This window comes from Pseudomonas sp. MS646 (assembly GCF_036693845.1).
Lineage (GTDB): Bacteria > Pseudomonadota > Gammaproteobacteria > Pseudomonadales > Pseudomonadaceae > Aquipseudomonas > Aquipseudomonas chlororaphis_E.
In genome coordinates this window covers 3,605,707-3,630,795 of the sequence record NZ_CP144763.1, presented here as the reverse complement: position 1 = coordinate 3,630,795, position 25,089 = coordinate 3,605,707, and the positions used below count along the sequence as shown (strand labels likewise).

Below are 25,089 nucleotides of genomic sequence, written 5' to 3'. Positions count from 1 at the left end.
TCAGATCCCAAACTGCTGACGCTGGCGCTTCAAGTGCTCCGGCATCTCTTTGTAGACGTCTTCGAACATCGTCGCGGCGCTCGGCACCTGGCCGCCGGCGAGCGTGCCGTACTGCTCGGCTTCTTTCTGGGCGGCGATGATCTGCGCTTCCAGCTCGGCGCTGACGGCGGCGTGTTCCTCTTCCGACCAGACGCCCTCGCGGATCATGTGTTGCTTGAGGCGGGCAATCGGGTCGCCCAGCGGGAAGTGGCTCCAGTCGTCGGCGGGGCGGTACTTGGAAGGATCGTCGGAGGTGGAGTGCGGGCCGGCGCGGTAGGTGACCCATTCGATCAGCGCCGGGCCGAGGTTGCGACGGGCGCGTTCGGCGGCCCAGCGCGAGGCGGCGTAGACGGCCATGAAGTCGTTGCCATCGACCCGCAGCGAAGCGATGCCGCAACCGACGCCGCGTCCGGCGAAGGTCGTGGCTTCACCGCCGGCGATGGCCTGGAAGGTGGAGATCGCCCACTGGTTGTTGACCACGTTGAGGATCACCGGTGCGCGGTAGACGTGGGCGAAGGTGAGGGCGGTGTGGAAGTCCGATTCGGCGGTGGCGCCGTCACCGATCCAGGCCGAGGCGATCTTGGTGTCGCCCTTGATCGCCGAGGCCATGCCCCAGCCCACGCCTTGGATGAATTGCGTGGCCAGGTTACCGGAAATGGTGAAGAAACCAGCGTCCTTGACCGAGTACATGATCGGCAACTGCCGGCCCTTGAGAGGATCGCGCTCGTTGGACAGCAGTTGGCAGATCAGGTCGACCAGCGGCACGTCGCGGGCCATCAGGATGCTTTGCTGACGATAGGTGGGGAAGCACATGTCGTCGATGTTCAACGCCAGGGCCTGGGCGCTGCCGATGGCTTCCTCGCCAAGGCTCTGCATGTAGAACGACATCTTTTTCTGACGCTGGGCGACCACCATGCGGTTGTCGTAGATCCGCGTCTTGAGCATGGCACGCATGCCTTTGCGCAGGATGTCGACGGGGATGTCCTTGGCCCATTCACCCAAGGCGTTGCCCTGGTCGTCGAGCACGCGGATCAGGCTGCGGGCCAGGTCGATGGTGTCGGCCGGCTCCACGTCGATGGGCGGTTTGCGCACCGTGCCGGCGTCGCTCAGATGCAGGTAGGAGAAGTCGGTCTTGCAGCCGGGACGGCCCGAGGGTTCGGGAACGTGCAGGCGTAGCGGTTCGTACGCTGGGTTCATGGCTTTCTACGCTCGATCTTGTGAATTTCTTGTAGTGGGCGCGCTAGCTGACGAATTCCCCGTGGTACGGGGAAATTGTCCTACAACAATCATAGGCTCGACGAGGAAGAATATTTTTCTCTGTTGGCTTGCTGTTCAGATCATTTGCAGATAAAAAATCTGCACAACGATAAAAAACAGGATTATTTGTCTCATGCGTAAATTGGATCGCACCGACATCGGCATTCTGAACAGCCTTCAGGAGAACGCCCGCATCACCAACGCCGATCTCGCCCGCTCGGTCAATCTTTCGCCCACGCCGTGCTTCAACCGGGTGCGGGCCATGGAAGAGCTGGGGGTGATCCGCGAGCAGGTCACGTTGCTGGACGCCGACCTGCTGGGCCTGCACGTGAACGTGTTCATCCACGTCAGCCTGGAGAAACAGGTGGAAGAGGCGCTGCAGCACTTCGAGGAGGCGATTTCCGATCGGCCGGAGGTGATGGAGTGCTACCTGATGGCGGGCGACCCGGACTACCTGATCCGCGTGCTGGTGCCGACGATCCAGTCGCTGGAGCGTTTCATGATGGACTTTTTGACCAAGGTCCCGGGCGTGGCGAACATCCGCTCCAGCTTCGCCCTCAAGCAGGTGCGCTACAAGACGGCGTTGCCGTTGCCGGCCAATGGGTTGACGTTGGGTAGCTGAAGATTGGGGCTGCTGCGCAGCCCAGCGGGAGCAAGCTCCCTCGCCACGGGGAAGGTAACTGGCGGGCCGGTACCGGATCGAACATCGTCCTGTGGCGAGGGAGCTTGCTCCCGCTGGGCTGCGCAGCAGCCCCATACTGCTACAGCTGATTGATCGGAATCTTCAGGTACGTCACGCCATTGTCTTCGGCCGGCGGCAGATGCCCGGCCCGCACGTTCACCTGCACCGCAGGCAACAACAGCGTCGGCATGCCCAGCGTGCCGTCGCGCTGGGTGCGCATGGCCACGAACGTGGCTTCGTCGATGCCGTCGTGAATGTGGATGTTGTGTTGGCGCTGCTCGCCCACGGTGCTCATGCACTGGGGTTCGCGGTGCTCTGGCGGGTAGTCGTGGCACACGTAGAGCCGCACGCCGGTGGGGAATGCCAGGAGCTTGCGGATCGACGCGTAGAGTTGGTGGGCGTCGCCGCCAGGAAAGTCGCAGCGAGCGGTGCCGACGTCGGGCATGAACAGCGTGTCCCCAACCAGAATCATGTCCCCATCGATCAGGTAGGCCATGTCCGCCGGGGTATGGCCGGGCACATGCAGGGCGGTGGCCTTGAGGTTGCCGATGGCGAAGGATTCGTCGGCGGCGAACAGGTGGTCGAACTGCGAGCCGTCCACGGCAAATTGCGGTTCGAGGTTGAACAGCGTCTTGAACACCCGCTGGACCCGGTCGATGGCGTGGCCGATGGCGATCCGGCCACCCAATACGCGGCGCAGATAGGGCGCGGCGGACAGGTGATCGGCATGGGCGTGGGTTTCCAGCAGCCATTGCACGGTCAAGCGGTGTTCGGCCACGAACGCGACGATACGGTCGGCCTGTGTCGTCGCGCTGCGCCCCGAAGCCGGATCGTAGTCGAGTACCGGATCGACCACTGCGCATTGCCCGCCGTCGTGCTCATACACGACATAGGTGTAGGTCTTGGAAGCGGGGTCGAGAAAGCCTTGGATCTGCGCGGGCATGACAGCGAACCTGTAGGGGAAGAACCGGTTGCAACCCGTAAGGTTTACAACATATGGTCCGCAGCTTAGTGAGGGCCACGGCGTCCTGCAAATGCGATCGCACCTGCCAACAGGTGCGCGCGGCGTGAGAGAGACTTATGTTACTGGCGAGTTTTTTCGGCGTGGCCATGGGCCTGGTCCTGGGTTTGACGGGGGCGGGCGGTGGGATCCTCGCGGTTCCGGCGTTGGTGCTGGGGCTGGGCTTGACCATGACCCAAGCCGCGCCCGTGGCGTTGTTCGCCGTGGGCAGTGCGGCGGCGGTGGGCGCCATCGATGGCCTGCGCCATGGCCTGGTGCGTTATCGCGCGGCGTTGCTGATCGCGCTGCTGGGGGCGGTGTTTTCGCCGCTGGGCATCTTCCTGGCCCATCAGCTCTCGGAAAAGATTCTGATGATCCTGTTCAGCCTGCTGATGGTGCTGGTAGCGGCGCGCATGTTGCGCCGGGAAACCCCGCAGTCCGGGCCAAGCGACCACGGCACGGCCAGTTGGGGCCAGAAGAATTGCATGCTCGACCGCCAGACCGGGCGCCTGGCCTGGACCCCGCGCTGCACCGCCACGCTGGCAACGCTCGGCGCGGTGACCGGCGTGGTGTCCGGCCTGCTGGGCGTGGGCGGCGGTTTCCTCATCGTGCCGGCGTTCAAGCAACTGACCGACGTGCAGATGCGCGGGATCGTCGCTACCTCGCTGATGGTCATCAGCCTGATTTCGCTGATCGGCGTGGTAGGGGCCTTTCATGCCGGGGTGCGTATCGACCAGGTCGGCGCGGTGTTCATCGTGGCCAGCATCGTTGGCATGGTGCTGGGCCGGCGCCTGGCGGCTCGCGTCCCGGCCCGGGTGCTGCAAGTGGGGTTTGCCGCGATCTGCCTGGGGGTGGCGGTGTACATGTGGGTTCGGGCGTAGCTGCATGTGCTTTTTTGTGAGAACCCAGTCCAGGCGAGGAGGGGTTATAGCGGCCTGCACTGCATCGAAAACCCCAGCGCCACCGACTGCCCTTGCTCCAGCAAGCGCAACCCCGGCCGTCCTGGCAGGTGGTGGGCGTTGACCGGGTGGCTGACCGGTTCGATGCAAAAGAACCCCAGGTCCACCGGGCAGTAGAGCAGGAAATAATCGCTGCCGCTGGCCCGGCACTCCAGTTCATAGCCCAAGTCCGGTTGCTGGATCAGGCAGTGCCCGTTCCAACCTCCGAAGCCATTGTCGACCAGGGTGTCCGGCAGCGGGCGGGGTTGCTGGAAGTTCCAGTCGGCCGGCACGTCCGTGCGTTCGGTCGGCATTTTCGTGCTGTCGCACAACCACACTTCGCTGGCGCGGGTTTGCAGGCGTGTACCGGTCGTGCGCGGAAAGTACGGGTGCAGGCCCAACCCATGCCACGCCGCCTGTTCGGCCAGGTGAGTGACGTGCAAAGCGATTTGCAACTGGCCGCCGTCCAAGCGAATCCGCAGGCTGGCGCAGTAGGCGAACGGGGTGCGGCTGTCCAGTTGCAGCAACGCTTCCTGTTCGCTGTGTTCGGTCACTTGCCAGGGTTGCTGCCAGGCACTGCCATGGATCGGAAACGGGTCGTTGGCACTGTTGGCGTCCAGGGCCAGCCAGCCGGACGGGCAGTCGAAACCGCCTTGGGCGATACGGTTCGACCACGGGATCAGCGGGAAGCCGCCGAGCTTGCCGGGCAGGCCGTTCTCCACGGCGTCGGGGGCACTCGGGCGTAGCAGCGGGGCGCCGTTGCCGAGCAGGGTCCAGTCCACGAGGCTGGCGCCCAGGTGCGGGGCCAGGGTGAGGTGGGTGAGTTGGTCTTTGAGGTGCAATAGGGGGGGCGTCATGATGATCTTGCCTGCTGAGCAGAAGTTCTAATGCGAACGCTGTTGTGGCGAGGGGATTTATCCCCTCGCCACAAGGGGATTGTTTATTGACTGAGGGTTACAACACCAGATGCGGCAACCACAGCGACAGCGCAGGCACGTAGGTCACCAGCATCAGCACCAGGAACAGCACCGCATAGAACGGCAGCAGCGCCTTGACGGTGCTTTCGATACTGACCTTGCCCACCGCCGAGCCCACGAACAGCACCGCCCCCACCGGCGGGGTGATCAGGCCGATGCCCAGGTTCACCAGCATGATCATGCCGAACTGCACCGGGTCCACGCCGATGCCCAGGATGACGGGCATCAGGATGGGCGTGAGAATCAGGATCAACGGCGCCATGTCCATCACGGTGCCCAGCAGCAGCAACATCACGTTGATGCACATCAGGATCACGTAGCGGTTGTCCGACAGGGTCAGGAACATCGTGGTGATCTTCGCCGGGATCTGCATCAGCGTCATGATGTAGCCGAAACTGGCGGCAAAGCCGATCAGGATCATCACGATGGAAATGGTGCGCACGGTGCGGTGCATCAGCTTGGGCAGTTCACGCCACTTGTAGTCGCGGTAGATGAACATGGTGACGAAGAACGACCACAGCACCGCAATGGCCGCCGACTCGGTGGCCGTGAAGACCCCCGACAGGATGCCACCCAGGATGATCACCATCGCCATCAGGCCCCACAGCGCTTCGCCGACGATCTTCAGTGCTTCGCGCAGGGGAATCACTTCACCCTTGGGGTAATCGCGCTTTTTCGCGAAGATCAGGCACAGCACCATCAGGCACGCGCTCATCAGCAAGCCCGGGACGATGCCCGCCATGAACAGCGAAGCGATCGACACCGTGCCGCCAGCGGCCAGGGAGTAGAGCACCGAGTTGTGGCTGGGCGGGGTCAGCAGGGCCTGGACCGAACCGCTGACGGTCACGGCGGTGGAGAAGTCCCGCGGGTAGCCCTTGCGTTCCATTTCCGGAATCAGCACCGAGCCCACCGACGCGGTGTCGGCCACCGACGAACCGGAGATCGCGCCAAAGAACGTCGACGCCACGATGTTCACCAGCGACAGGCCGCCACGCACGAAGCCCACCAGCACGCCGGCGCAGGCCACCAGCCGGCGGGACATGCCGCCTTCGGCCATGATCGCACCGGCCAACACGAAGAACGGGATCGCCAGCAGCGAGAATTTGTTGACCCCGCCGACCACCTGGATCATGACGGCCTGGAAAGGAATGTCGATCCACCACGCCCCGATCAGGGCCGCGGCGCCCAGGGCATAGGCCACCGGCATGCCGATCAGGATCAATGCAATAAAACTGCCCAGCAGGATAAGCGCGTCCATTAAGCGGCCCCTTCACTTTCTTCAACCAGGTCGAACTGCACGACCCGCCGTTTGCTCTGGTCACCGAGCAGGAGTTTTTCCAAGACGAAAATCAGCGTCAGGAAACCGCCCACCGGAACTGGCATGTAGGTGATGCCGACCCGCAGGGTGGGCAGGGCGCTCATGAACTGGTTCCAGGTGGCCATGCACAGCTTGGTCCCCCAGATGGTCATGAACAGGCAGATCAGGGCCATCAGCAGTTGCGAGAAAATCGACGCGGCGCGCCGCCATTGGGGCGGCATGCGGTCGGTCAGCATGGCCACGGCCATGTGCGCGCCGGCGCGGTAGCTGGCGGCGGCACCGATGAACGTGAACACGATCATCAGCAGGATCGCCGTCGGCTCCGGCCAGCTTGAACCGGTGCCCAGCACATAGCGGGCGAATACACCCCAGGGGATCATCAGGGAGATCGCCAGAACGGAAAGGCCGGCCACCCAGATGCACGTCATGTAGATCTTGTCGTTGATACGCAGCAGCAAATTCTTCATCGGGTTCCACCGTAACCGGGCGCGCCTCGAACATCAGGCGCGCCGGGCCTTCTTCAGGGATACAGAGCGGGAGGCGTTACTGGACGGCTTCGATACGCTTGATCAGGTCGGCATACGGCGCGCCGTATTTGGCCCGGATCGGTGCGGTGGCGTCGTAGAAGGGTTTCTTGTCGACGGTGATGAACTCGACGCCGGCGGCCTTGAGTTTTTCCTCGCTGGCGATGGACTTCTTGTCCCACAGCACGCGCTCTTCGGCCTGGGCGGCCTTGGCGGCTTTCTTCACCAGGTCCTGTTGCTGCGGCGTGAGTTTTTCCCAGGTGATCTTCGACATCACGATCGGCTCGGGCAGGATCAGGTGGCCGGTCAGGCTATAGAACTTGGCGTTCTGGTAGTGGTTGTGCTCGAGCAGGGTCGGCGGGTTGTTTTCCGCACCGTCGATGACGCCGGTCTGCAGGGCGCTGAAGATCTCGCCGGTGTCCATGGCGATGCCGTTGCCGCCCATGGCATTGATGGTGTCGATGAAGATCGGGTTGCCTTGCACACGAATCTTCATGCCCTTGAGGTCTTCGAGCTTGCGCACTGGCTTCTTGGTGTAGAGGTTGCGCGTGCCGCCGTCCATCCAGGCCAGGGCCACCAGGCCGAATTCGGATTGGGTGATCTTGTCGAGGATCGCGTCGCCGACTTCACTGTCGATCACTTTGCGCATGTGATCATGGTCGCGAAAAATGAACGGCATGTTGAATACGTTCACGTCCGGCACCACCGGCCCGACGATGCCGAGGCTGACACGGGTCATCTGCACCGCGCCGACCTGGGCCTGCTCGACGACTTCCTTCTCCGAGCCGAGGACACCGCCCGGGAAGTACTTGAAGGTCAGCTCGCCGTTGGTTTCCTTGGTCAGCGTCTTGCCCATGCTTTCCTCGGCGACCACGGTGGGATAGCCGGCGGGGTGGATATCGGCGAACTTGATTTCCAGGGCGTGCGCCGCCTGGGCCAGGAAGGCCAGGGGCAATGCTGCGATCAGAAGCGTGCGTTTGAAGTTCATGGTCCATCTCCAGTCTTGTTTTTTTTATGGGCTCATCCAGTGAAGCGGCACTGCAGGTCAGCTCGCGGAGTGGTTCAACCCTCCGAAAGTCGGTTCAGCCAGGCCCTTGACGCCGGGGTTGAGGGCGAACACGCCCCCGGCCAGGGACTGTGGGTCGGTGTCGTCACCGGGGCGGATCGAGGTGACGAACAAGGTGTCCAGGCGACTGCCGCCAAAGGCGCACATCGTCGGTTTCTTCACCGGCACGGACAGCGAGCGGTCGAGCCGGCCGTCCGGAGTGAAGCGATGGATCAGGCCGGCATCGTTGGCGCAGATCCAGTAGCAACCGTCTGCATCCACTGCCGCGCCATCCGGGCGGCCGGGCAACGGCTGCATGTCGACGAACAGCCGTCGGTTGGAGGGCGTGCCGCTGTCGATGTCATAGTCGAAGGCCCAGATGCGCTGGACCAGGGGGTGTGAATCCGAGAGGTACATCGTGCGGCCGTCCGGGCTGAACCCCAGGCCGTTGGGCACGATGAAACCGCTCAACTGCGCCTCCACCGGGCTGCGCTGCCCACGCTCATAGCGGTACAGCCGGCCCTGTTCGGCGTTGGCGCCCATGTTCAGCACCATGCTGCCGGCCCAGAAGCGTCCCTGGCGATCGCAGCGACCATCGTTCAGGCGCATGTCGGGGCGGCTGTGCTCGACGCTGGCGCACAGTTCGCTGTCCAGGCTGCCGTCGTCATGGGGGTGTAGGCGGAAGAATCCGCTTTCCATGCCCGCGACCCAACCACCGTCCTGATGCCGGGCGAGGCAGGCGAGCATTTCCGGGGCCTGCCAGCCCTTGAACTGGCCGGTCCCGGCGTTCCAGCATTGCAGGCCGCCGCTGGGAATGTCGACCCAGTACAGGGCGTTTTCCTCGGCCACCCACACCGGGCTTTCCCCGACGGCGTTGCGTGCATCGACAATCAATTCGGCTTGCATGGTGCTTCCCTTGTGCATTCGTATCCCATGAAAACAGTCGGATCAGTCGTCGAACGGGCCGGCCGCGACGAAGGCCCCGCCCTGGTAGACCATGGCCGGGTCATCGTCGGCCGGCATGGGCTGTGCCTCGATCTTGGCGCGGAAGATTTCCGAACTGTCCTTGGGCTGGTAGCCCAGGTGCGCGGCGTGGCTGTTGTCCCACCACACGTCGCGGTTGGCCGACACGCCATAGACCACGGTGTGGCCGACGTCGGGGGTGTAGAGCGAGCATTCGATCAGTTGGGTCAGGTCGTCGAAGCTCAGCCAGGTGCTCATCATCCGGCGGTTCTGCGGTTCGCTGAACGAGGAGCCGATGCGGATGCTCACGGTCTCGATGCCGTAGCGATCGAAGTAGAAACTGGCCATGTCCTCGCCGTAGGATTTGGACAGACCGTAGTAGCCGTCCGGGCGACGCGGGGAGAGGGCGTCGAGGGCTTCGTCCTGCTTGTAGAAGCCGATCACGTGGTTGGAGCTGGCGAAAATCACCCGCTTGACCCCGTGCTTGCGGGCCGCTTCATAAAGGTGGAACACACCGCTGATGTTGGCCCCGAGGATTTCTTCGAATGGCCGTTCAACCGACACGCCGCCAAAGTGCAGGATCGCATCGACGCCTTCCACCAACTGGTGCACGGCCTGTTTGTCGGACAGGTCGCACAGCATCACCTCTTCACTTTCATCGATGGCCGGGGCCATGTTGGCAATATCCGACAGGCGAATGTGTCGGGCGAATGGCTTGAGGCGTTCGCGCAGAACCTTGCCCAGGCCGCCGGCGGCCCCGGTCAACAGCAGGCGATTGAAAGGATGACGAATGTGTGTGGTAGTCATGGAGTTACCTGAGCGAACAGTGAGAGGTATCAGTTATAGGTTGCCGTTTTGACCGCTGGAAAAAGTCCTTGCCGTGGTAACGACCGAACCCATCTACGCCGCCATTTCCCTGTGGGAGCGAACTTGCCCGCGAAAGCGTTGGGTCAGCCCGCATCGATGTTGAATGTGACGATGCCTTCGCGAGCAAGCCCGCTCCCACATTGATCTTCAGCGGCCACAGGAATTTACGTACAGCACAAATCCCCTGTGGGAGCGGGCTTGCCCGCGAAAGCGTTGGGTCAGCTTGCATCGATGTTGAATTTGACGATGCCTTCGCGAGCAAGCTCGCTCCCACAGGGATCTTCAGCGGCCACAGGAATTTACGTACAGCACAAATCCCCTGTGGGAGCGGGCTTGCCCGCGAAAGCGTTGGGTCAGCCCGCATCGATGTTGAATGTGACGATGCCTTCGCGAGCAAGCCCGCTCCCACGCTGATCTTCAGCGGCCACAGGAATTTACGTACAGCACAAATCCCTTGTGGGAGCGGGCTTGCCCGCGAAGACGGTAGCACCGTCACCACCTGAATCAGCAGACCCACCGCAGCCGCCTTACAACAAGCTGATCGGGTAGCTGATGAAAATGCGGTTCTCATCGAACTCATTGGTGCTGAAATCCCGCCGCATCGTCGAGTTGCGCCATTTCACGTTGAGGCTTTTCAGCGCGCCGCTCTGCACGGTGTAGGCCAGTTCGGTTTCGCGGCCCCATTCCTTGCCATCGTCGACGGTGGCGGTGTGCACATTGTCGCCGCTGATGTAGCGGTTCATCAGGGTCAGGCCCGGCACGCCGACGGCGGCGAAGTTGAAGTCGTGGCGCAGTTGCCAGGATTTTTCCTTGGCATTGTCATAACTGGAGTTGTAGCTGTCGTTGGCCAGGGTGCCGCCGCTGGTGCCGTTGACGCGCATCCACGCGTCATCGCCGCCGACTTTCTGCAGGCCGACGTAAAAGGTGTTGCCGCCGTACTTGGCCGAGAGCATGGCGAACGCGGTTTTGTTGTCCAGGTCACCGGCCAGCGCGCTGCCGTCTTCCTTGCCGATGAAGTAGCCGAGGTTGGCGCCCAGGGTCCAGTCGCCGATGGGCTGGCTGTGGGTCAGGTTGAAATACTGCTGCTGGTAGATGTCGGACAGCTCGGCGTACCAAATCCCGACCTGGGTGCGCTTTTCATTGAAGGCGTATTCGCCGCCGCCGAAGTTGAAACGGTCGGAGGTGAAGGCGCCGCGGCCGTTCATCGACATGTCTTCCATGCTCGCGTCGTTGCGCGGGCTGTTGCCGCGGAACTGACCCCCGTAGAGGCTCAGGCCATTGATTTCGGTGGAGGTCACCTGGCCGCCACGGAAGGTCTGCGGCAGGGAACGGCCATCGTCGGAGCGCAGGATCGGCAGCACCGGCATCCATTCGCCGACCTTCAATTCGGTCTTCGACACCTTGGCTTTCAGTGCCACACCCAGGCGCCCGAAATCATCGGCCGGACGACCGTCGTCATGCACCGGTAGCAACTGCGTACCCGCCGTGCCGCGACCGCCGTCGAGCTTGACCGAGTACAGGCCCAGCACGTCCACGCCGAAACCGACCACGCCCTGGGTGAAACCGGACTTGGCGTCGAGGATGAAGTTTTGGGTCCATTCCTCGGCTTTGCCCTGGGCGTTGTTCGGGTTGGTGAAGTTGCGGTTGAAATAGGCGTTGCGCAGGGTCAGCGTGGCCTTGGCATCGTCGACGAAACCTTCGGCATTGGCCATGGTAGGCAGAAATGCGGCCAGGCTGCTGCAACCGAGCAAAATCAGGGTGGGGCGGGTAGTGCGGAGGGTACGGCGGGTCGAACGGTGGTCGGGGGAAAAACGGACACGTGTGCTCACTATGACGGCTCCCTATTTTTTTGTTGTTTTTATTTGTCATACGTCGTCGTACAACATGCAGGAGATTATTGGTCGGCGCTAAGCGTTGTCAACTGGCCATGATCGGAATTATCCAATTGCCGCTTTCTTCAAGAACGGCTGGGTCAATGGTTTCAGCACAAGGGCGTGCAGGAGGGGCGCCTGGCAACGGCTCTATCGCGGAGCTTCGAAGATGGCGTGGTCATGCGATGACTGGTCTAAGACATTAGTCGAATAAACCCTTCAAGGGGCTCTGGCAGCCCCTTGTGGCGAGGGAGCTTGCTCCCGCTGGGCGGCGCAGCCGCCCCAACATGAGTTGACGCGGTGTACCTGAAACGCTGTGCCAGTCCGTTTTACGACTGCTGCGCAGCCGAGCGGGAGCAAGCTCCCTCGCCACAAAAGAGCGTCTGCGTCCGCTGGCCTGGTCACTTACTGTAGGGCTGTCTTGAACTCAATTCTGAGTGCCTATAGAGGAACGTACCGGTTCATGTTCGCTGACGAATTTTCCTGTTTGTCCTGTTGGCCCGCTCAGTCTTTCTAAACAGTTCTGGTTTGGCTGTTCGAAAAGCATCGCTCTTAACTGCAAGTTTAGCTTTCGCAACTGCTGATGTAAGGTTTGAGTCCGTCATTTTTTGGCCTCTTGAACCTCGTACAGTTCCACCCTTTCGGAAAAATTCCAGGTTTTTGTTAGTGAATTCAAGTCGTCTTAGATATTTTGGTTTAGCGTCTATGGGTGTGTCTGGATTGTTTCTTACAAATTGATCCCACATCCGCGCATCTTGTACGCGTCTATCGTAAAAACGCTGTTGTCGTCGCTGAGCTGGAGTTGGATTTGGATTTCGGTAAAGAGGTTGTCTACCCAGCTTTTCGGGCTCTAGATTTGCCGCCACACTACTTGTCCTTGGGGCAACTGAAGGATTGAGAATATCAGTCGAGGCGGATAATGGCGCGATATTATGTCGAGAAACAGTTAAATCAAGTGCCGCGCTAGGCATAGATAGGTCCAAGGGGACTTGTTGTGCTGGTGGAAGTGCGGATCTAAGTCGTTGTATTACATGAAAAGCAATGTTCCCTGACGGATCATACCGATTAACCGGATCCCCACCACAATAAGCATACGCATTGATCCCACCCTCCCCAAAGGGGCTCAACTCATCCGGACTGTTAAACCGCATCAACACCGGATTAAAAGCCCGATTCCCCTGTCCCAACAAATAATGCCCTGTGACCGAGTCACTCCGCTCACCATTGAATCCCAACAAACAACTCAGCCCACTTTCCCCCGCACGATGTCCATAGGCGGTATAAGCCATCCGCTGCAAATCCGCGTCTGTCAAAGCCGTCAACGGCGATCGCTGTTGATCCGTCGCCAGCAACGCCGTCTCGCTAACACCCATGACACTCAGCCGCTGTGCCAGCGGCTGTTCCCCATGGCGCACAATCGTCAGCTGGGCCTCGCTTTCAATTTCGTTGACCAGTTCGTCGTTCTGATAGAAGCGTTGCACGCCTGGGCTTTGCAGCGGTGTCAGGCCGCTGAGGCGGTCCAGAGGGTCATAGTGGTAGCGGCACAGGACCTTCATTGATGACGGGGGCATGGCGCGATCTTCCTGGGGCAGGCGATGCTCTCAGGCTCGGAGATTTGCGGGGTGGCGTCTACTAGCAGAACTGTTAGGTTTTGCGGGATTTGGGTGGGGTTGGTGGCTTCTTCGCGAGCAGGCCAGGCACTGCCGGTCGCGACCCCGCGCAGGCAATGGGCGTGGATTTCAGCCATGCCGATAGGGAACGTGCCAGCGCGACGAGTGGTCGTATTTTCCAAGCGAGCTGATCACACGGAGACCCGATGAACCAAGACGTCCCGAACACCGATACCAATCGTCGTCAATTGCTGCAGATCATCGCCGGCCTGTCGGACGGGGTGATGCTGGTCGAAGTCGACCAGACCATTGCCTGGGCCAATGACGCGGCATTGACCATGCACGGGGTGAAGAACATCAGTGAACTGGGCGCCAATGCCGACGAGTACGCTCGGCGGTTCAACTTGCGTTACCGCAACAACCACCCGCTCACCGAAGACAACTACCCCATTGCCCGGGTGGCCCGTGGCGATGAGTTCAGCGACGTGCTGGTGGAAGTCACGCCCGAGGCCGATCCAGACCGTACCTGGGTGCACCGGATCCGCAGCATGGTACTGACCGATCGCAGCGGTGAGCCGGAGTATCTGGTGCTGATTCTCAGCGACGCCACCGACTGGGCCAGCGCCGAGCAGCGCTTTGAAAGGACCTTCGCCGCCAACCCGGCGCCGGCAGTGATCTGCCGTCTCAGCGACCTGCGCTACATCAAGGTCAACCAGGGCTTCCTGGAAATGACCGGCTACAGCCGCGAGCAGGTGATCGGGCGCTCGGTGTATGAGCTGGACGTCCTTGAAGCCGCCGAGCGGCGTGAGCTGGCCGTCGAGCGACTGGGGCAGGGCGCGACCATTCCGCAAATGGCGGCAGAGTTGAAATTGCCCGATGGCACCAGCAAGCAAGTGATCGTCGCCGGCCAGCCTCTGGACCTGCACGACGAAGATTGCATGTTGTTTTCGTTCATGGACATGGAGCCCCGGCGCAAGGCCGAAACCGCCCTGCGCCAGAGCGAGGAGCGCTTTGCCAAGTCGTTCCGCCTGTCGCCGGTGCCCACCTTGGTGTGCACGGCCGAGCAGTTGTTGCTGGAGGTCAACGAGGCTTTCGTCAACACCACCGGTTATGCCAGCGAAGAGTTGATGGGCAAGACCGTTGAAGAGATCGGCTTTCTCGACAAGGACGCCAGTGCGTCGTTGTTCGCCGTGCTGGAAAAAAGCGCGAGTGTCTCCGGTGTCGACGTCAAGGTGCACAAGAAGGGGGGAGAGCGCATCGACTGTGAAGTGGCGGCCGACACCGTGGTCATCCAGGACAAGCCGTGCTACTTGCTGGTGCTGATGAATATCACCGAACGCAAGCGCTCGGAGCTGGAACTGGTGGCGGCGATCGAGGAAGTGATGAAAGACGCTTCGTGGTTCAGTCGCACCCTGATCGAAAAACTGGCCAACGTGAAGAGCATCAACGCGCCATTGTCCTCGGCGTCGTTCACCGAGCTAACGGCCCGCGAGCGTGATGTGCTGGGGCTGATCTGCCAGGGGCTGGCGGACAAGGAAATCGCCGCACGCCTGAAACTGGCCCCCAATACCGTGCGCAATCACGTGGCGACGTTGTACTCCAAACTGGATGTCCATAGCCGCAGCGAGGCGATCGTCTGGGCGCGTGAGCGGGGTTTGTTCGCCAACGAATGGCGCAACAAGGCACATTGATGGCCAGTGCATATGCACTGGCTGCGTTGGTGCAAATTCGGGTTCTGCTGCGGATGCCGGCTCCCTAGGCTGGGAGAGTGCGGCAATGTTTGTGAAGCCGCGTCCCCTACGTAACAATCAAGGAATACCGCCTAAATGCGCAGTAAACGATACAGCCGTGCCATCGACAGGATGTCTGCAAAAGTCCTCCACCCGAACTTTCCCACCGCGCTCTTGCGACCTTGATGCCGAGGTGCAACCCATGACCCAATTGGCCCCTTTGCGCGCCCGCCTCGAACAAAGCTTCTCGCCGCTCGCTTGCGAATGCAGCCTCAATGGCGACGGCACCCTCACGGTACGCCTCTATCACCGCGACAGTGGCGAGGTAGACCTCGTGGTCAGCGGCATGAGCCTGGACAGTGTTCGTTCCGAAGAAAGCCTGGCGAAGCTGATCGACGAGCTGCGCTATGAGTTGCAGAACACGCCGTTGCATCGAGACGACAAACTCTGACTGCACCCACCGTGGCGAGGGAGCAAGCGCCCTCGCCACGGTTTGCAGGTGATAGGCGGCGGCTACAGCTACAACAACGTCGCCCGACAATCGAGCAGCAACCGCGCCCCGCCATATTCGCTCCTGCCCACGTCCAGCGTGAACCCGTGCAGGTTGACAATCGCCGCGACAATCGACAAACCCAGGCCAAAACCGCCGTGCTGGCTGCTGCCTTCGGCGCGGTAGAAGCGCCGGAACACCGCCTTGCGCTCGGCTTCAGGGATGCCGGGGCCGGAGTCGAGCACTTCGATGCGGGTACTGTCGCCCTGATCGACCCCACGCAGGATCACCGTGCCGCCCGCCGGGGTGAACTTGATCGAGTTGCTCAGCAGGTTCGACACCGCCTCGAACAACAAGGCCCGGTCGCCGGTGAGCAGGGGCAGGGTGTCGGGGACCTCCAAGGTGAACGTCAACTCGCCTTCCTCGGCCAGTGGCAGGTAGAAGTCGTGCAACTCCTGCAACAATTGCAACGGATCGAGGCGCACGAAGCCTGAACGCCGCTGCTGGTCTTCCAGTTCGGAAATCCGCAACAAGCCGCGAAACCGCGCCATCAGGGTGTCGGTCTCGGCGATCACCTGGTCCATCTGCAACGCTTCGGGCGAGCCGTCCGCGGCTTGCTGCTGGATGCGATACAACTGCGCCCGCAGGCGGGTCAGCGGTGTGCGCAGGTCGTGGGCGATGTTGTCGCACACGCCCTTGACCTCGTTCATCAAGCGTTCGATGCGATCGAGCATGGCGTTGACGATCGCCGCCAGCATGTCCAGTTCATCGCGCCGGCTCGACAGCGGCAGGCGATGCTTCAGGTCCCCGGCGACGATGGCCTCGGCGCTGGCTTGCAGCTTGCGGATGCGTTGCAGCGGCCGGCGCCGCAGCAAATGCCAGCCGGCAATGCCCGGCAGGATGGTCAGCGAGACGCCCCAGAACAATGCATGCAGGATGATCCGCGTCACGGCGAACAGCGAACCGTTGTCCCGCGCTAGGATCAGCCAGCGCCCGTCCTGCACGCGGGTCGCCACCGCGTCGCAACTGTCGGAAGGAAGGCTGGGATCGTCGGAGTCGACGCAGCCGCCGAGCATGTGGATTTTGCCGTCCAGCGGCAGGTCGGCGGGGACGCGCATGATCGGCCCGCTCAAATGCCGCAGTTGCGGGTCGAACAGACCGTAGGCGTCGACGCCACGCTCGTCCAGCGTCAGGCTGGCCATCAGCGCGTCTTCCAGTTGATCGCCGTGGATCCGGGCGAACAGGTGCTGGCGCTGCATCAAGGAGTGCTTGGCCAGGTTGTCGAGGTAGCCAAACACTTCGTAATACATCACGCCCATCAGGATCGCGCTCCACAGCACGAACAGCGCACTGTACAGCGCCAGCAGGCGACTGCTGGAGGAACGCCAGCCCTTAGCGGGGTTCAGCAATGACATAGCCGGAACCCCGCACCGTGCGAATCAGCGGTTCCAGGCCCGGCGGGTCGATTTTCTTGCGCAGGCGCCCGATGTGGACGTCGATCAGATTGGTGCCAGGGTCGAAGTGGTAGCCCCACACTTCCTCGAAAATCATCATGCGCGACAGGATCTGCCCGCAGTTGCGCATCAGGAACTCCAGCAACTTGTATTCGGTGGGCAGCAGGCTGAGCAATTGCCCGTTGCGGCTGGCTTCGCGGCTGATCAGGTTCAGCTCCAGGTCCGCCACCCGCAGCACGGTTTCCGGTTCCCGGGCGCCATTGTTGCGCCGCAGCAGCACCTCGACCCGGGCGGCCATCTCGTCGGTGGCGAAGGGCTTGGTCAGGTAGTCGTCGCCACCGGCCCGCAGGCCGCGCACGCGCTCGTCGACGTCGGAGAGGGCGCTGATCATCAGGATCGGCGTGGCCACGCCCATGGTGCGCAGGGTGGTGACGATCACCAGGCCGTCGAGCTCGGGCAACATGCGATCGAGGGTGATCAGGTCATAGTCGCCGCTCACCGCGCGTTCCAGGCCTTCGCGGCCATTGTCGACCCAGTCGACGTCCAGGCCGTTGCGGGTCAGTTCGGCAACGATTTCACGGGCGGTCACGGCGTCGTCTTCGATGGTCAGGATGCGATTCATGGGCGGTACCGTGTTGAGAAATTCGCGCTATTGCGCAGCATTCTGCCAAAGAAAACCTGTCGGCTTTCTGAAAAAAAGTTCATGAGCCCGGCGGCCGGATTCCCTGGCCTGGATCAACACTTGGTCACAAATAATCCCTAACATAAATTTCGCGCGCATTATCCTGATGCGTCCGTTGCCCTGTTTTGGCGCGTTGTCGCGAGCAGGGGACGGACATGAATCGTTGGATGATGTACCGCAAGGAGCCTAGTCCTCACTGAACCTTCAAGGAAGAGCTGCATGATGCAACCTCAAGACTTTCTACGCCGAAAATTTGATATCCAGCCATTGGCCCGGGCCGACATGACGGTGCGCCTGGACGGTCGGGCCGTCAACGCTGCCGAGGGCGAAACCGTCCTCACCGTCATCCAGTCCCTGGGCCAGCGCCAGGTGGCCCGCAACGATCACGACCAACTCAGCGGCGCCTATTGTGGCATGGGCGTGTGCCAGTGCTGCCTGGTCAAGATCGACGGGCGCCACAAGCGGCGCGCCTGCCAGACCCTGGTGCGCCCGGGCATGCAGATCGAAACCCGGGCCAACCGCATCACCGAATCGGAGGCGCCATGAGCCTGGGGCCAGTGATTGTCGGCGGTGGGCCGGCGGGTATGGCGGCGGCCATCGAGCTCGCCCGCCACGGGGTGCGCTGCACCTTGCTCGAAGAGGCGCCGCGCCTCGGTGGCGTGGTCTATCGCGGGCCGCTGCGCGAGGGTGTGCAGCTGGATTACCTGGGGGCACGCTACAGTGAAGCCCTGGAAAAACTCCATGGGGAATTCCAACGTTACGCGCAACTGATCGAGGTGCACGTAAACTGCCGGGTCATCGGCGCCGAAGGCTTTCGAGCGCTGATGGTCCTCGATGCCGAGGAGCGCCTGCGGGAAGTGGCCTATTCGCATCTGGTCCTGGCGGCCGGTTGCCATGAGCGCAGCGTGCCGTTCCCGGGCTGGACCCTGCCGGGGGTGATGCTGTTGGGTGGCCTGCAATTGCAGATCAAGAGCGGGGTGGTCAAGCCGCCGAGCCCGGTGGTGATCGCCGGGACGGGGCCGTTGCTGCCGCTAGTGGCCTGCCAGTTGCACGCGGCGGGGGTGGCCGTGGCCGGGGTCTATGAGGCCTGTGCATTCGGCCGGATTGCCAAAGAAAGCCTGGCCTTGTTGAACAAGCCGCAACTGTTCCTCGATGGCCTGGGCATGCTGGCCTACCTCAAGCTCAAGCGCATTCCCATGCACTATGGCTGGGGCGTGGTGGAGGCCCATGGCGAAGGTGAGCTGGGCAGCGTGACCGTCGCGCCATATGCCGACAACTGGGCACCGGACCTGACGCGCGCCGAACAGGTGCCGGCCCAGACGCTGGCGGTCGGCTACGGGTTCATCCCGCGCACCCAACTGAGCCAGCAGATGGGCCTGGAGCACGGCTTCAGCGAAGACGGTTACCTGCGGGCGGTGGCCGACGCCTGGCAACAAAGCAGCGAGGCGCACATCCATCTGGCCGGCGACATGGGCGGGATTCGCGGCGGTGAAGCCGCCATGCTCAGCGCTCGCATCGCCGCGCTGTCGATCCTGCTGCAACGCAACGTGCTGGATTCGGCCACGGCCCTCGATCAGCGCGAGCGCTACCAGGCACAGCTCGATCGCATCATTCGCTTCCGCGCCGCCGTGGATCGCTACACCCAGCGGGGTGCCGGGCAAATTGCCTTGCCGGCGGCCGACACGGTGATCTGCCGCTGCGAACACGCCACCCGCGCCGACATCGATCGCGCCCTGGAGCAGGGTGTGCAGGACATGGTCGGACTGAAGATGCGTACCCGCGTCAGCATGGGCGATTGCCAGGGGCGCATGTGCGTGGGCTATTGCAGCGACCGTCTGCGTCAAGCCACCGGGCGGGCCGATGTGGGTTGGCTGCGACCGCGATTCCCGATCGACCCGATTCCCTTTTCCGCGTTCAAGGACGTTGGCACGGAGAGCCACCATGACTAAGCAACCAGACCTCAAGGACTATGACGTGGTCATCGCCGGCGGCGGTGTGATCGGGGCCTCCTGTGCCTATCAACTGTCCAAGCGCAAGCACCTGAAGATCGCCCTGATCGATGCCAAGCGACCCGGCAACGCCACCCGCGCCTCGGCGGGCGGCCTGTGGGCCATCGGCGAGTCGGTGGGCCTGGGCTGCGGGGTTATTTTCTTTCGGATGATGTCGGCCAACCGCAAGCGCCAGACCCAGGGCGCCGCGGTGGCGGTGGACGCCAGCACGCCGCACATCCTGCCGCAGTCGTTCTTCGATTTCGCCTTGCAGTCCAACGCGCTGTACCCCCAGTTGCACCGCGAGCTGATGGAGAACCATGGCATGGACTTCAAGTTCGAGGAGACCGGGCTCAAGTTCGTGATCTATGACGACGAAGACCGCTCGTACGCCGAGCACATCGTCGCCTGCATCCCGCACCTGGCGGACCAGGTGCGCTGGCTCGACCAGGCGGCCCTGCGAGAGGCCGAACCGAGTGTCAGCCATGAAGCCCAGGGCGCTCTGGAGTTCCTGTGCGATCACCAGGTCAGCCCGTTCCGCCTGGCCGACGCCTACACCGAAGGCGCGCGGCAGAACGGTGTCGACCTGTTCTTCAATACCAATGTGATCGAGGTGCTGCGCAGCGGCACGCGGGTCACCGGGGTGAACACCGCCGAGGCGGGTACTTTCCAGTGCCGGACCCTGATCAACGCGGCCGGTGCCTGGGCGGCGGACCTGAGCGAGCAGGCCACGGGCGTGCGCATTCCGGTCAAGCCGGTCAAGGGGCAGATCCTGCTGACCGAGCGTATGCCGAAGATCCTCAACGGCTGCCTGACCACCAGCGACTGTTATGTGGCGCAGAAGGACAACGGCGAAATCCTCATCGGCAGCACCACCGAAGACAAAGGCTTCGACGTGACCACCACCTACCCGGAAATCGAAGGACTGGTGCAAGGCGCGATGCGCTGCATTCCGCAACTGGCCGACATCAACCTGAAGCGAACCTGGGCCGGCCTGCGCCCAGGCTCGCCCGATGAGTTGCCGATCCTGGGGCCGATGCGCGGGGTAGAGGGCTACCTCAACGCCTGCGGCCACTTCCGCACCGGCATTCTCACCTCGGCCATCACCGGCGTGCTGCTGGATAAACTGGTGAACCACGAACCGTTGCCGCTGGACATCACGCCGTTCCTGGCAGACCGCTTCGAGGTCGCCCCGGTCAAACAGGCGAAGGCAATGGAACCAGCGTGAAGCCCCCTGTGAGAGCGGGCTTGCCCGCGAAAGCGGTGTACCAGTGGGTGATGCTGCCGGCTGTGCCACCGCCTTCGCGAGCAAGCTCGCTCCCACAAAAGCGTTGGGGGATGTCCAGCATTTGCGTGAAATCCACTATCTCCTGTGGGAGCGGGCTTGCCCGCGAAAGCGGTGTACCGGTGGGTGATGCTGCCGGCTGTGCCACCGTCTTCGCGAGCAAGCTCGCTCCCACACAAGCGTCGGGGGATGTCCAGCATTTGCGTGAAATCCACTATCTCCTGTGGGAGCGGGCTTGCCCGCGAAAGCGGTGTACCAGTGGGCGATGCTGCTCGCTGTGCCACCGTCTTCGCGAGCAAGCTCGCTCCCACAAAAGCGTCGGGGGATGTCCAGCATTTGCGTGAAATCCACTATCTCCTGTGGGAGCGGGCTTGCCCGCGAAAGCGGTGTACCGGTGGGTGATGCTGCCGGCTGTGCCACCGTCTTCGCGAGCAAGCTCGCTCCCACACAGGAGACGGCGGTGAACGCTTAATGTGCGACATACCAAGCATTCCCTGTGGGAGCGAGCTTGCTCGCGATGACCGCGGGTATGCTGGCGCCGATGCCTACTGCATCGGGGTGTCGATGAACACTTCCAGCCCTTCGGCATAGGCGGTATAGGCGCTGATCAATGGAAACGACCGGCCCTCCACCTGGTCCGGCACCACCAGGTTGGTGAAGCTCCAGGCCACTGCCAGCGTGATACCGGCCTGATCCAGCGTGCCATCAGTGGGCAGCGGCGCTCGCTGCAGTTCCTGTTCCAGCATCCCATAGGCAGCCGCGAGCTGGCCTTCCACTCGCTCTACCCAGGGCGCGTGCTGGATGTCTGTGGGCCGCAGGTTGCGTTCGTAGTAGATCTGCACCGATTTCTCACACGCCGCCAGCGCCAACCCGATCAGGCGCAGTGACCGCAACCGCTGCCCGGCATCGTCTGGCATCAGGCGCTTTCCCGGTGCTGCCAGGGTTTGCAGGTAATCGATGATCAACGTCGAATCCATCAGCACGCTGCCATCGTCCAGCACCAGGGTCGGCGCCTTGACCACCGGGTTGATGCGCTGGAACTGCTCGAAATGCCGGAACACCGAAACCGATTCATGCTCCAGGACAATGCCCAGGCATTTGGCGGACAGGGCAGTGCGGCGTACGTAGGGCGAGTCCAGCATGCCGATCAGTTTCATGGCTTCTCCTTCAGCGATTTATCGGTGGGTGATACGTCAATCCTCGAACCCGACCTGTTCATGGATCTCATCGACCTTGAGCTCCAGCCGGTAAGCCACGGCAATGAACAACGCCTGGCACAGGCACAGCGTGGCGCTCAACGAGCGGAAGGCGAACGAGCTGCCTTCGTTCACCAACAACACCGCGTTGGCCCGCTTGGCCAGGGGCGACAGGTTGCTGTCGGTGATGATCAGCGTCTTGGCCTGGTGGTGCTGGGCGATGCGCAGGCAGTGCTGGGTTTCCTTGCCGTAGGGCGTGAAGCTGATGGCGATGACCAGATCGTTGGCCCGCACGCTGCGCATCTGCTCGCGGTAGCTGCCGCCCAGGCCGGACACCAGGTGAATACGCTTGTTGGTGTGTTGCAGGTTGTAGACCAGGTAGTCGGCCACCGCGAACGAACGGCGCACGCCCACCACATAGATGTTGTCGGCGTTGACCACCAGGTCCACGGCTTTTTCGAAGGCCTGGTCGTCGAGCTCCAGCCCCAGGCGTTCGATGCCCGACAGGGTGGCGTTGACGCATTCGCGGGCCAGGTCGCCGCCACTGGCTTTCTGCGACTTGTTGGCGATCATGCTGCGGATGCGTTGCTGGTAGTTCTGCACCGGCGTGGTCTTGTGGGTGTACGCCTCGCGAAACAGCGCCTGCATTTCACTGAAGCCACTGAAGCCGAAGCGTTGGGAGAAGCGCACGATGGCCGAGGGGTGCACTTCGCATTCGCGGGCGATGTCGCTGATCCGGTCGACCATGATCCGGTCGCTCTGCTGGCTCATGTAGCTGGCAATGCGCTTGAGCTGGCGAGGCAGGCTTTCGTACTCCTCGGTAATCAGTTGCAGCAGACGCTCGGCATTGATCGGAGGGCTCGGGAGCGTGGCGTCGGACGCGCGCTCGGACGGTGCCGGCAGATCATCGGGGCGGGTCATAGAAAATCCTTCTGGCTTTGTTCTTATAGGGCGGCTGTCACACACGGCCCTCGACAATAGGTTGGCTGATCGCAGTCTACAGCGTAGGCGCTGGGAAAATCATGGGTAGGGCAACGTTGGCGCCGCTGCTGAAACGATGCACTGCGTCTGGTCCGCTTCGGCTATAGCGTATTGGAAAAAATATTCCACGTAAAAAATATATAGAATAATTATTGATTATTGCCCGCGGCTCGTTTTAGTCTGCACCCACCAAGAGCGTTGGCGCCGGTTTCGGCGGCATGCGCAGGCTGATAAAAATAACAGGAGCCAGCATGGGCCAGACTCGTTTTGCCAGTGGGCGTCAATTGGATGTGATCTGCCTGGGACGCCTGGGCGTGGACCTTTATGCGCAGCAAGTCGGCGCACGCCTGGAAGATGTCAGCAGTTTCGCCAAGTACCTGGGAGGCTCGTCGGCCAACATCGCGTTCGGCACGGCGCGCCTGGGGCTCAAGTCGGCGATGCTGAGCCGGGTGGGCGACGACCACATGGGTCGTTTCCTGGTGCAATCGCTGGCGCGCGAAGGCTGCGATGTCAGCGGCATCAAGGCCGATCCGCAACGCCTGACAGCAATGGTCCTGCTGGGGATCAAGGACCGTGAAACCTTTCCCCTGGTGTTCTACCGCGAAAACTGCGCCGACATGGCGCTGCGGGCCGAAGACATCGACGAGTCTTACATTGCCTCCAGCAAGACCCTGCTGATCACCGGCACGCATTTCTCCACCGACGGCGTCTATAAGGCCAGCATCCAGGCTCTGGACTATGCGCAAAAGCACCAGGTCAAGCGCATCCTCGATATCGACTATCGGCCGGTGCTCTGGGGCCTGACAGGCAAGGCCGACGGGCAGACCCGTTTTGTCGCCGACCAGAACGTCAGCCGGCACGTGCAAGGCATCCTGCCGCGTTTCGACCTGATCGTCGGCACCGAGGAAGAGTTTCTGATCGCTGGCGGCAGCGAAGACTTGCTCACGGCCCTGCGCACCGTGCGTTCGCTGACGGCGGCGACCCTGGTGGTCAAGCTCGGCCCGCAGGGCTGCACGGTGATCCATGGGGCGATCCCGGCGCGGCTCGAAGACGGCGCGATTTACCCGGGCGTTCGAGTCGAAGTCCTGAATGTGCTGGGCGCCGGCGACGCCTTCATATCGGGGTTTCTCGCCGGTTGGCTGGAGGACGCCAGTGACGAGCGTTGCTGCCAGTTGGCCAATGCCTGCGGCGGCCTGGTGGTGTCGCGCCATGCCTGCGCCCCGGCCATGCCGACCCGGGCGGAGCTCGACTACCTGTTCAGCAGCCCGGTGCCGATCACCCGGCCGGACCAGGACGCCGTGCTGCAACGCCTGCATCAGGTCAGCGTGCCGCGCAAAGCCTGGAAGCAACTGTTCATTTTCGCGTTCGACCACCGTGGACAGTTAGTGGAACTGGCGCAAAAGGGCGGCCGCGACCTGAATAGCATCGGCCAGCTCAAGCAACTGTTCATCCAGGCGGTGGAGCGGGTCGAAGCCGATTTGCAACGCCAGGGCGTCGAGGCCGATGTCGGCCTGTTGGCTGACCAGCGATTTGGCCAGGATTCGCTCAATGCGGCCACCGGGCGCGGTTGGTGGGTCGCGCGGCCGGTGGAAGTCCAGGGTTCGCGCCCGCTGGCGTTCGAACATGGGCGTTCCATCGGCAGCAACCTGATCGCCTGGCCGCAGGAACAGATCATCAAGTGCCTGGTGCAATTCCACCCCGATGACGAGCCGCTGTTGCGCCTCGAACAGGAAGCGCAGTTGATGGGGTTGTACAAGGCCTCTCAGGTCAGCGGCCATGAATTGCTGCTGGAAGTCATTCCGCCCAAGGATCATCCGTCGCCGCACCCCGACGTGCTGTACCGCGCCCTCAAGCGCCTCTACAACCTGGGCATCTACCCGGCGTGGTGGAAGATCGAGGCCCAGAGTGCGCAGGAGTGGGAGCAGCTCGACGAGTTGATTCAGCAACGCGACCCGTATTGCCGCGGCGTGGTTTTGCTGGGCCTCAACGCCCCAGCCACGGCGCTGGCCGATGGTTTTCGCCAGGCCAGCCAGAGCACCACCTGCCGAGGGTTCGCCGTAGGTCGCACGATCTTCCAGGAACCGAGCCGAGCGTGGATGGCCGGGGAAATCGACGATGAAACGCTGATCCGGCAGGTGCAAGACCGGTTCGTGGAATTGATCGAGGCGTGGCGGGCGGCACGGGCGTGACAG

General features: G+C 62.4%; 22 protein-coding genes. 8 read left to right on the top strand and 14 right to left on the bottom strand.

Annotation, left to right across the window (positions count from 1 at the left end):
• The gene (locus tag V3H56_RS15830) at positions 1 to 1,236 is read right to left on the bottom strand and encodes a 3-methyl-2-oxobutanoate dehydrogenase (2-methylpropanoyl-transferring) subunit alpha (RefSeq protein WP_338473590.1); all 1,236 of its coding nucleotides are present in this window, start codon (positions 1,234 to 1,236) and stop codon (positions 1 to 3) included.
• 193 nt (positions 1,237 to 1,429) lie between these two features.
• Here V3H56_RS15830 and bkdR point away from each other — a divergent pair, with 193 nt between their 5' ends.
• Complete coding sequence (gene bkdR, locus V3H56_RS15825) at positions 1,430 to 1,918, top strand: Bkd operon transcriptional regulator BkdR (protein ID WP_042730813.1); 489 nt, start codon at positions 1,430 to 1,432, stop codon at positions 1,916 to 1,918.
• Positions 1,919 to 2,057: 139 nt separating this feature from the next.
• Here the strand turns inward: bkdR and V3H56_RS15820 are convergent, their stop codons facing one another.
• Positions 2,058 to 2,921 (bottom strand): MBL fold metallo-hydrolase, encoded by an 864-nt coding sequence (locus V3H56_RS15820; RefSeq protein WP_338473589.1) that lies wholly within the window; start codon positions 2,919 to 2,921, stop codon positions 2,058 to 2,060.
• Between the two features lie 137 nt (positions 2,922 to 3,058).
• On the opposite strand from V3H56_RS15820, the gene V3H56_RS15815 reads away from it, so the two are divergent.
• Positions 3,059 to 3,859, top strand: coding sequence for a sulfite exporter TauE/SafE family protein (locus V3H56_RS15815; RefSeq protein WP_338473588.1), 801 nt, complete (start codon positions 3,059 to 3,061; stop codon positions 3,857 to 3,859).
• 44 nt (positions 3,860 to 3,903) lie between these two features.
• Here V3H56_RS15815 and V3H56_RS15810 read toward each other — a convergent pair whose 3' ends face one another.
• From V3H56_RS15810 to V3H56_RS15775, 8 genes are all read right to left on the bottom strand, one after another.
• Entirely contained in the window at positions 3,904 to 4,773 is an 870-nt protein-coding gene (locus V3H56_RS15810) for an aldose 1-epimerase (protein ID WP_338473587.1), read from the bottom strand.
• 97 nt (positions 4,774 to 4,870) lie between these two features.
• A complete protein-coding gene (locus tag V3H56_RS15805) occupies positions 4,871 to 6,151 on the bottom strand; it encodes a TRAP transporter large permease (RefSeq protein ID WP_338473586.1) in 1,281 nt (426 codons plus the stop codon).
• The gene (locus V3H56_RS15800; RefSeq protein WP_338473585.1) at positions 6,151 to 6,678 is read right to left on the bottom strand and encodes a TRAP transporter small permease; all 528 of its coding nucleotides are present in this window, start codon (positions 6,676 to 6,678) and stop codon (positions 6,151 to 6,153) included. The genes V3H56_RS15805 and V3H56_RS15800 overlap by 1 nt, the downstream gene beginning before the upstream one ends.
• Positions 6,679 to 6,754: 76 nt before the next feature.
• Positions 6,755 to 7,723, bottom strand: a complete 969-nt coding sequence (locus V3H56_RS15795) for a TRAP transporter substrate-binding protein (protein ID WP_338473584.1) — start codon at positions 7,721 to 7,723, stop codon at positions 6,755 to 6,757.
• 57 nt (positions 7,724 to 7,780) lie between these two features.
• Positions 7,781 to 8,686, bottom strand: coding sequence for an SMP-30/gluconolactonase/LRE family protein (locus V3H56_RS15790; protein ID WP_338473583.1), 906 nt, complete (start codon positions 8,684 to 8,686; stop codon positions 7,781 to 7,783).
• A 42-nt stretch (positions 8,687 to 8,728) separates the two neighbouring features.
• A complete protein-coding gene (locus V3H56_RS15785) occupies positions 8,729 to 9,550 on the bottom strand; it encodes an NAD(P)-dependent oxidoreductase (RefSeq protein WP_338473582.1) in 822 nt (273 codons plus the stop codon).
• Between the two features lie 587 nt (positions 9,551 to 10,137).
• Positions 10,138 to 11,367 (bottom strand): OprD family porin, encoded by a 1,230-nt coding sequence (locus tag V3H56_RS15780; protein ID WP_338474786.1) that lies wholly within the window; start codon positions 11,365 to 11,367, stop codon positions 10,138 to 10,140.
• 575 nt (positions 11,368 to 11,942) lie between these two features.
• On the bottom strand, positions 11,943 to 13,052 hold the full coding sequence (locus V3H56_RS15775; protein ID WP_338473581.1) for an RHS repeat-associated core domain-containing protein: 1,110 nt from the start codon (positions 13,050 to 13,052) through the stop codon (positions 11,943 to 11,945).
• A gap of 245 nt (positions 13,053 to 13,297) precedes the next feature.
• Between V3H56_RS15775 and V3H56_RS15770 the strand changes: the two genes are divergently transcribed.
• Positions 13,298 to 14,782 (top strand): helix-turn-helix transcriptional regulator, encoded by a 1,485-nt coding sequence (locus tag V3H56_RS15770; RefSeq protein WP_053145451.1) that lies wholly within the window; start codon positions 13,298 to 13,300, stop codon positions 14,780 to 14,782.
• A 241-nt stretch (positions 14,783 to 15,023) separates the two neighbouring features.
• Positions 15,024 to 15,272 carry a DUF1652 domain-containing protein gene (locus tag V3H56_RS15765; protein ID WP_042732515.1) on the top strand — a complete coding sequence of 83 codons (249 nt, stop codon included), beginning with the start codon at positions 15,024 to 15,026 and terminating at the stop codon, positions 15,270 to 15,272.
• A gap of 68 nt (positions 15,273 to 15,340) precedes the next feature.
• Here V3H56_RS15765 and V3H56_RS15760 read toward each other — a convergent pair whose 3' ends face one another.
• Together V3H56_RS15760 and V3H56_RS15755 are read right to left on the bottom strand one after the other, a co-directional pair.
• Entirely contained in the window at positions 15,341 to 16,726 is a 1,386-nt protein-coding gene (locus V3H56_RS15760; RefSeq protein WP_047738884.1) for a HAMP domain-containing sensor histidine kinase, read from the bottom strand.
• Complete coding sequence (locus V3H56_RS15755; protein WP_042732930.1) at positions 16,704 to 17,387, bottom strand: response regulator transcription factor; 684 nt, start codon at positions 17,385 to 17,387, stop codon at positions 16,704 to 16,706. The genes V3H56_RS15760 and V3H56_RS15755 overlap by 23 nt, the downstream gene beginning before the upstream one ends.
• 282 nt (positions 17,388 to 17,669) lie before the next feature.
• Here V3H56_RS15755 and hcnA point away from each other — a divergent pair, with 282 nt between their 5' ends.
• From hcnA to hcnC, 3 genes are read left to right on the top strand one after another with little or no spacing between them, the layout of a single operon-like run.
• Complete coding sequence (gene hcnA / locus V3H56_RS15750; protein WP_042732931.1) at positions 17,670 to 17,993, top strand: cyanide-forming glycine dehydrogenase subunit HcnA; 324 nt, start codon at positions 17,670 to 17,672, stop codon at positions 17,991 to 17,993.
• The gene (gene hcnB, locus V3H56_RS15745) at positions 17,990 to 19,396 is read left to right on the top strand and encodes a cyanide-forming glycine dehydrogenase subunit HcnB (RefSeq protein ID WP_338473580.1); all 1,407 of its coding nucleotides are present in this window, start codon (positions 17,990 to 17,992) and stop codon (positions 19,394 to 19,396) included. The genes hcnA and hcnB overlap by 4 nt, the downstream gene beginning before the upstream one ends.
• A complete protein-coding gene (gene hcnC / locus V3H56_RS15740; protein WP_338473579.1) occupies positions 19,389 to 20,663 on the top strand; it encodes a cyanide-forming glycine dehydrogenase subunit HcnC in 1,275 nt (424 codons plus the stop codon). Before hcnB ends, hcnC begins: the two co-directional genes overlap by 8 nt.
• A gap of 602 nt (positions 20,664 to 21,265) precedes the next feature.
• On the opposite strand, the gene V3H56_RS15735 is transcribed toward hcnC, so the two are convergent.
• Positions 21,266 to 21,877 carry a glutathione S-transferase gene (locus V3H56_RS15735; RefSeq protein WP_338473578.1) on the bottom strand — a complete coding sequence of 204 codons (612 nt, stop codon included), beginning with the start codon at positions 21,875 to 21,877 and terminating at the stop codon, positions 21,266 to 21,268.
• A 36-nt stretch (positions 21,878 to 21,913) separates the two neighbouring features.
• Positions 21,914 to 22,837: a MurR/RpiR family transcriptional regulator gene (locus tag V3H56_RS15730; RefSeq protein ID WP_042732351.1), complete on the bottom strand. Its 924-nt coding sequence runs from the start codon at positions 22,835 to 22,837 to the stop codon at positions 21,914 to 21,916.
• A 311-nt stretch (positions 22,838 to 23,148) separates the two neighbouring features.
• Here V3H56_RS15730 and iolC point away from each other — a divergent pair, with 311 nt between their 5' ends.
• Positions 23,149 to 25,086, top strand: coding sequence for a 5-dehydro-2-deoxygluconokinase (gene iolC, locus V3H56_RS15725; RefSeq protein WP_338473577.1), 1,938 nt, complete (start codon positions 23,149 to 23,151; stop codon positions 25,084 to 25,086).
• The last annotated feature ends 3 nt before the right edge of the window (positions 25,087 to 25,089 follow it).

Excerpts from the sequence above, each read along its gene's own strand:
- V3H56_RS15730 (WP_042732351.1), bottom strand. The coding sequence starts at position 22,837 with ATGACCCGCCCCGATGATCTGCCGGCACCGTCCGAGCGCGCGTCCGAC.
- hcnB (WP_338473580.1), top strand. The coding sequence starts at position 17,990 with ATGAGCCTGGGGCCAGTGATTGTCGGCGGTGGGCCGGCGGGTATGGCG.
- hcnC (WP_338473579.1), top strand. The coding sequence starts at position 19,389 with ATGACTAAGCAACCAGACCTCAAGGACTATGACGTGGTCATCGCCGGC.
- V3H56_RS15795 (WP_338473584.1), bottom strand. The coding sequence starts at position 7,723 with ATGAACTTCAAACGCACGCTTCTGATCGCAGCATTGCCCCTGGCCTTC.
- V3H56_RS15820 (WP_338473589.1), bottom strand. The coding sequence starts at position 2,921 with ATGCCCGCGCAGATCCAAGGCTTTCTCGACCCCGCTTCCAAGACCTAC.
- V3H56_RS15770 (WP_053145451.1), top strand. The coding sequence starts at position 13,298 with ATGAACCAAGACGTCCCGAACACCGATACCAATCGTCGTCAATTGCTG.
- V3H56_RS15735 (WP_338473578.1), bottom strand. The coding sequence starts at position 21,877 with ATGAAACTGATCGGCATGCTGGACTCGCCCTACGTACGCCGCACTGCC.
- iolC (WP_338473577.1), top strand. The coding sequence starts at position 23,149 with ATGGGCCAGACTCGTTTTGCCAGTGGGCGTCAATTGGATGTGATCTGC.
- V3H56_RS15790 (WP_338473583.1), bottom strand. The coding sequence starts at position 8,686 with ATGCAAGCCGAATTGATTGTCGATGCACGCAACGCCGTCGGGGAAAGC.
- V3H56_RS15810 (WP_338473587.1), bottom strand. The coding sequence starts at position 4,773 with ATGACGCCCCCCCTATTGCACCTCAAAGACCAACTCACCCACCTCACC.
- V3H56_RS15755 (WP_042732930.1), bottom strand. The coding sequence starts at position 17,387 with ATGAATCGCATCCTGACCATCGAAGACGACGCCGTGACCGCCCGTGAA.
- hcnA (WP_042732931.1), top strand. The coding sequence starts at position 17,670 with ATGCAACCTCAAGACTTTCTACGCCGAAAATTTGATATCCAGCCATTG.
- V3H56_RS15765 (WP_042732515.1), top strand. The coding sequence starts at position 15,024 with ATGACCCAATTGGCCCCTTTGCGCGCCCGCCTCGAACAAAGCTTCTCG.
- V3H56_RS15830 (WP_338473590.1), bottom strand. The coding sequence starts at position 1,236 with ATGAACCCAGCGTACGAACCGCTACGCCTGCACGTTCCCGAACCCTCG.
- V3H56_RS15775 (WP_338473581.1), bottom strand. The coding sequence starts at position 13,052 with ATGCCCCCGTCATCAATGAAGGTCCTGTGCCGCTACCACTATGACCCT.
- bkdR (WP_042730813.1), top strand. The coding sequence starts at position 1,430 with ATGCGTAAATTGGATCGCACCGACATCGGCATTCTGAACAGCCTTCAG.
- V3H56_RS15805 (WP_338473586.1), bottom strand. The coding sequence starts at position 6,151 with ATGGACGCGCTTATCCTGCTGGGCAGTTTTATTGCATTGATCCTGATC.
- V3H56_RS15785 (WP_338473582.1), bottom strand. The coding sequence starts at position 9,550 with ATGACTACCACACACATTCGTCATCCTTTCAATCGCCTGCTGTTGACC.
- V3H56_RS15760 (WP_047738884.1), bottom strand. The coding sequence starts at position 16,726 with ATGTCATTGCTGAACCCCGCTAAGGGCTGGCGTTCCTCCAGCAGTCGC.
- V3H56_RS15815 (WP_338473588.1), top strand. The coding sequence starts at position 3,059 with ATGTTACTGGCGAGTTTTTTCGGCGTGGCCATGGGCCTGGTCCTGGGT.
- V3H56_RS15800 (WP_338473585.1), bottom strand. The coding sequence starts at position 6,678 with ATGAAGAATTTGCTGCTGCGTATCAACGACAAGATCTACATGACGTGC.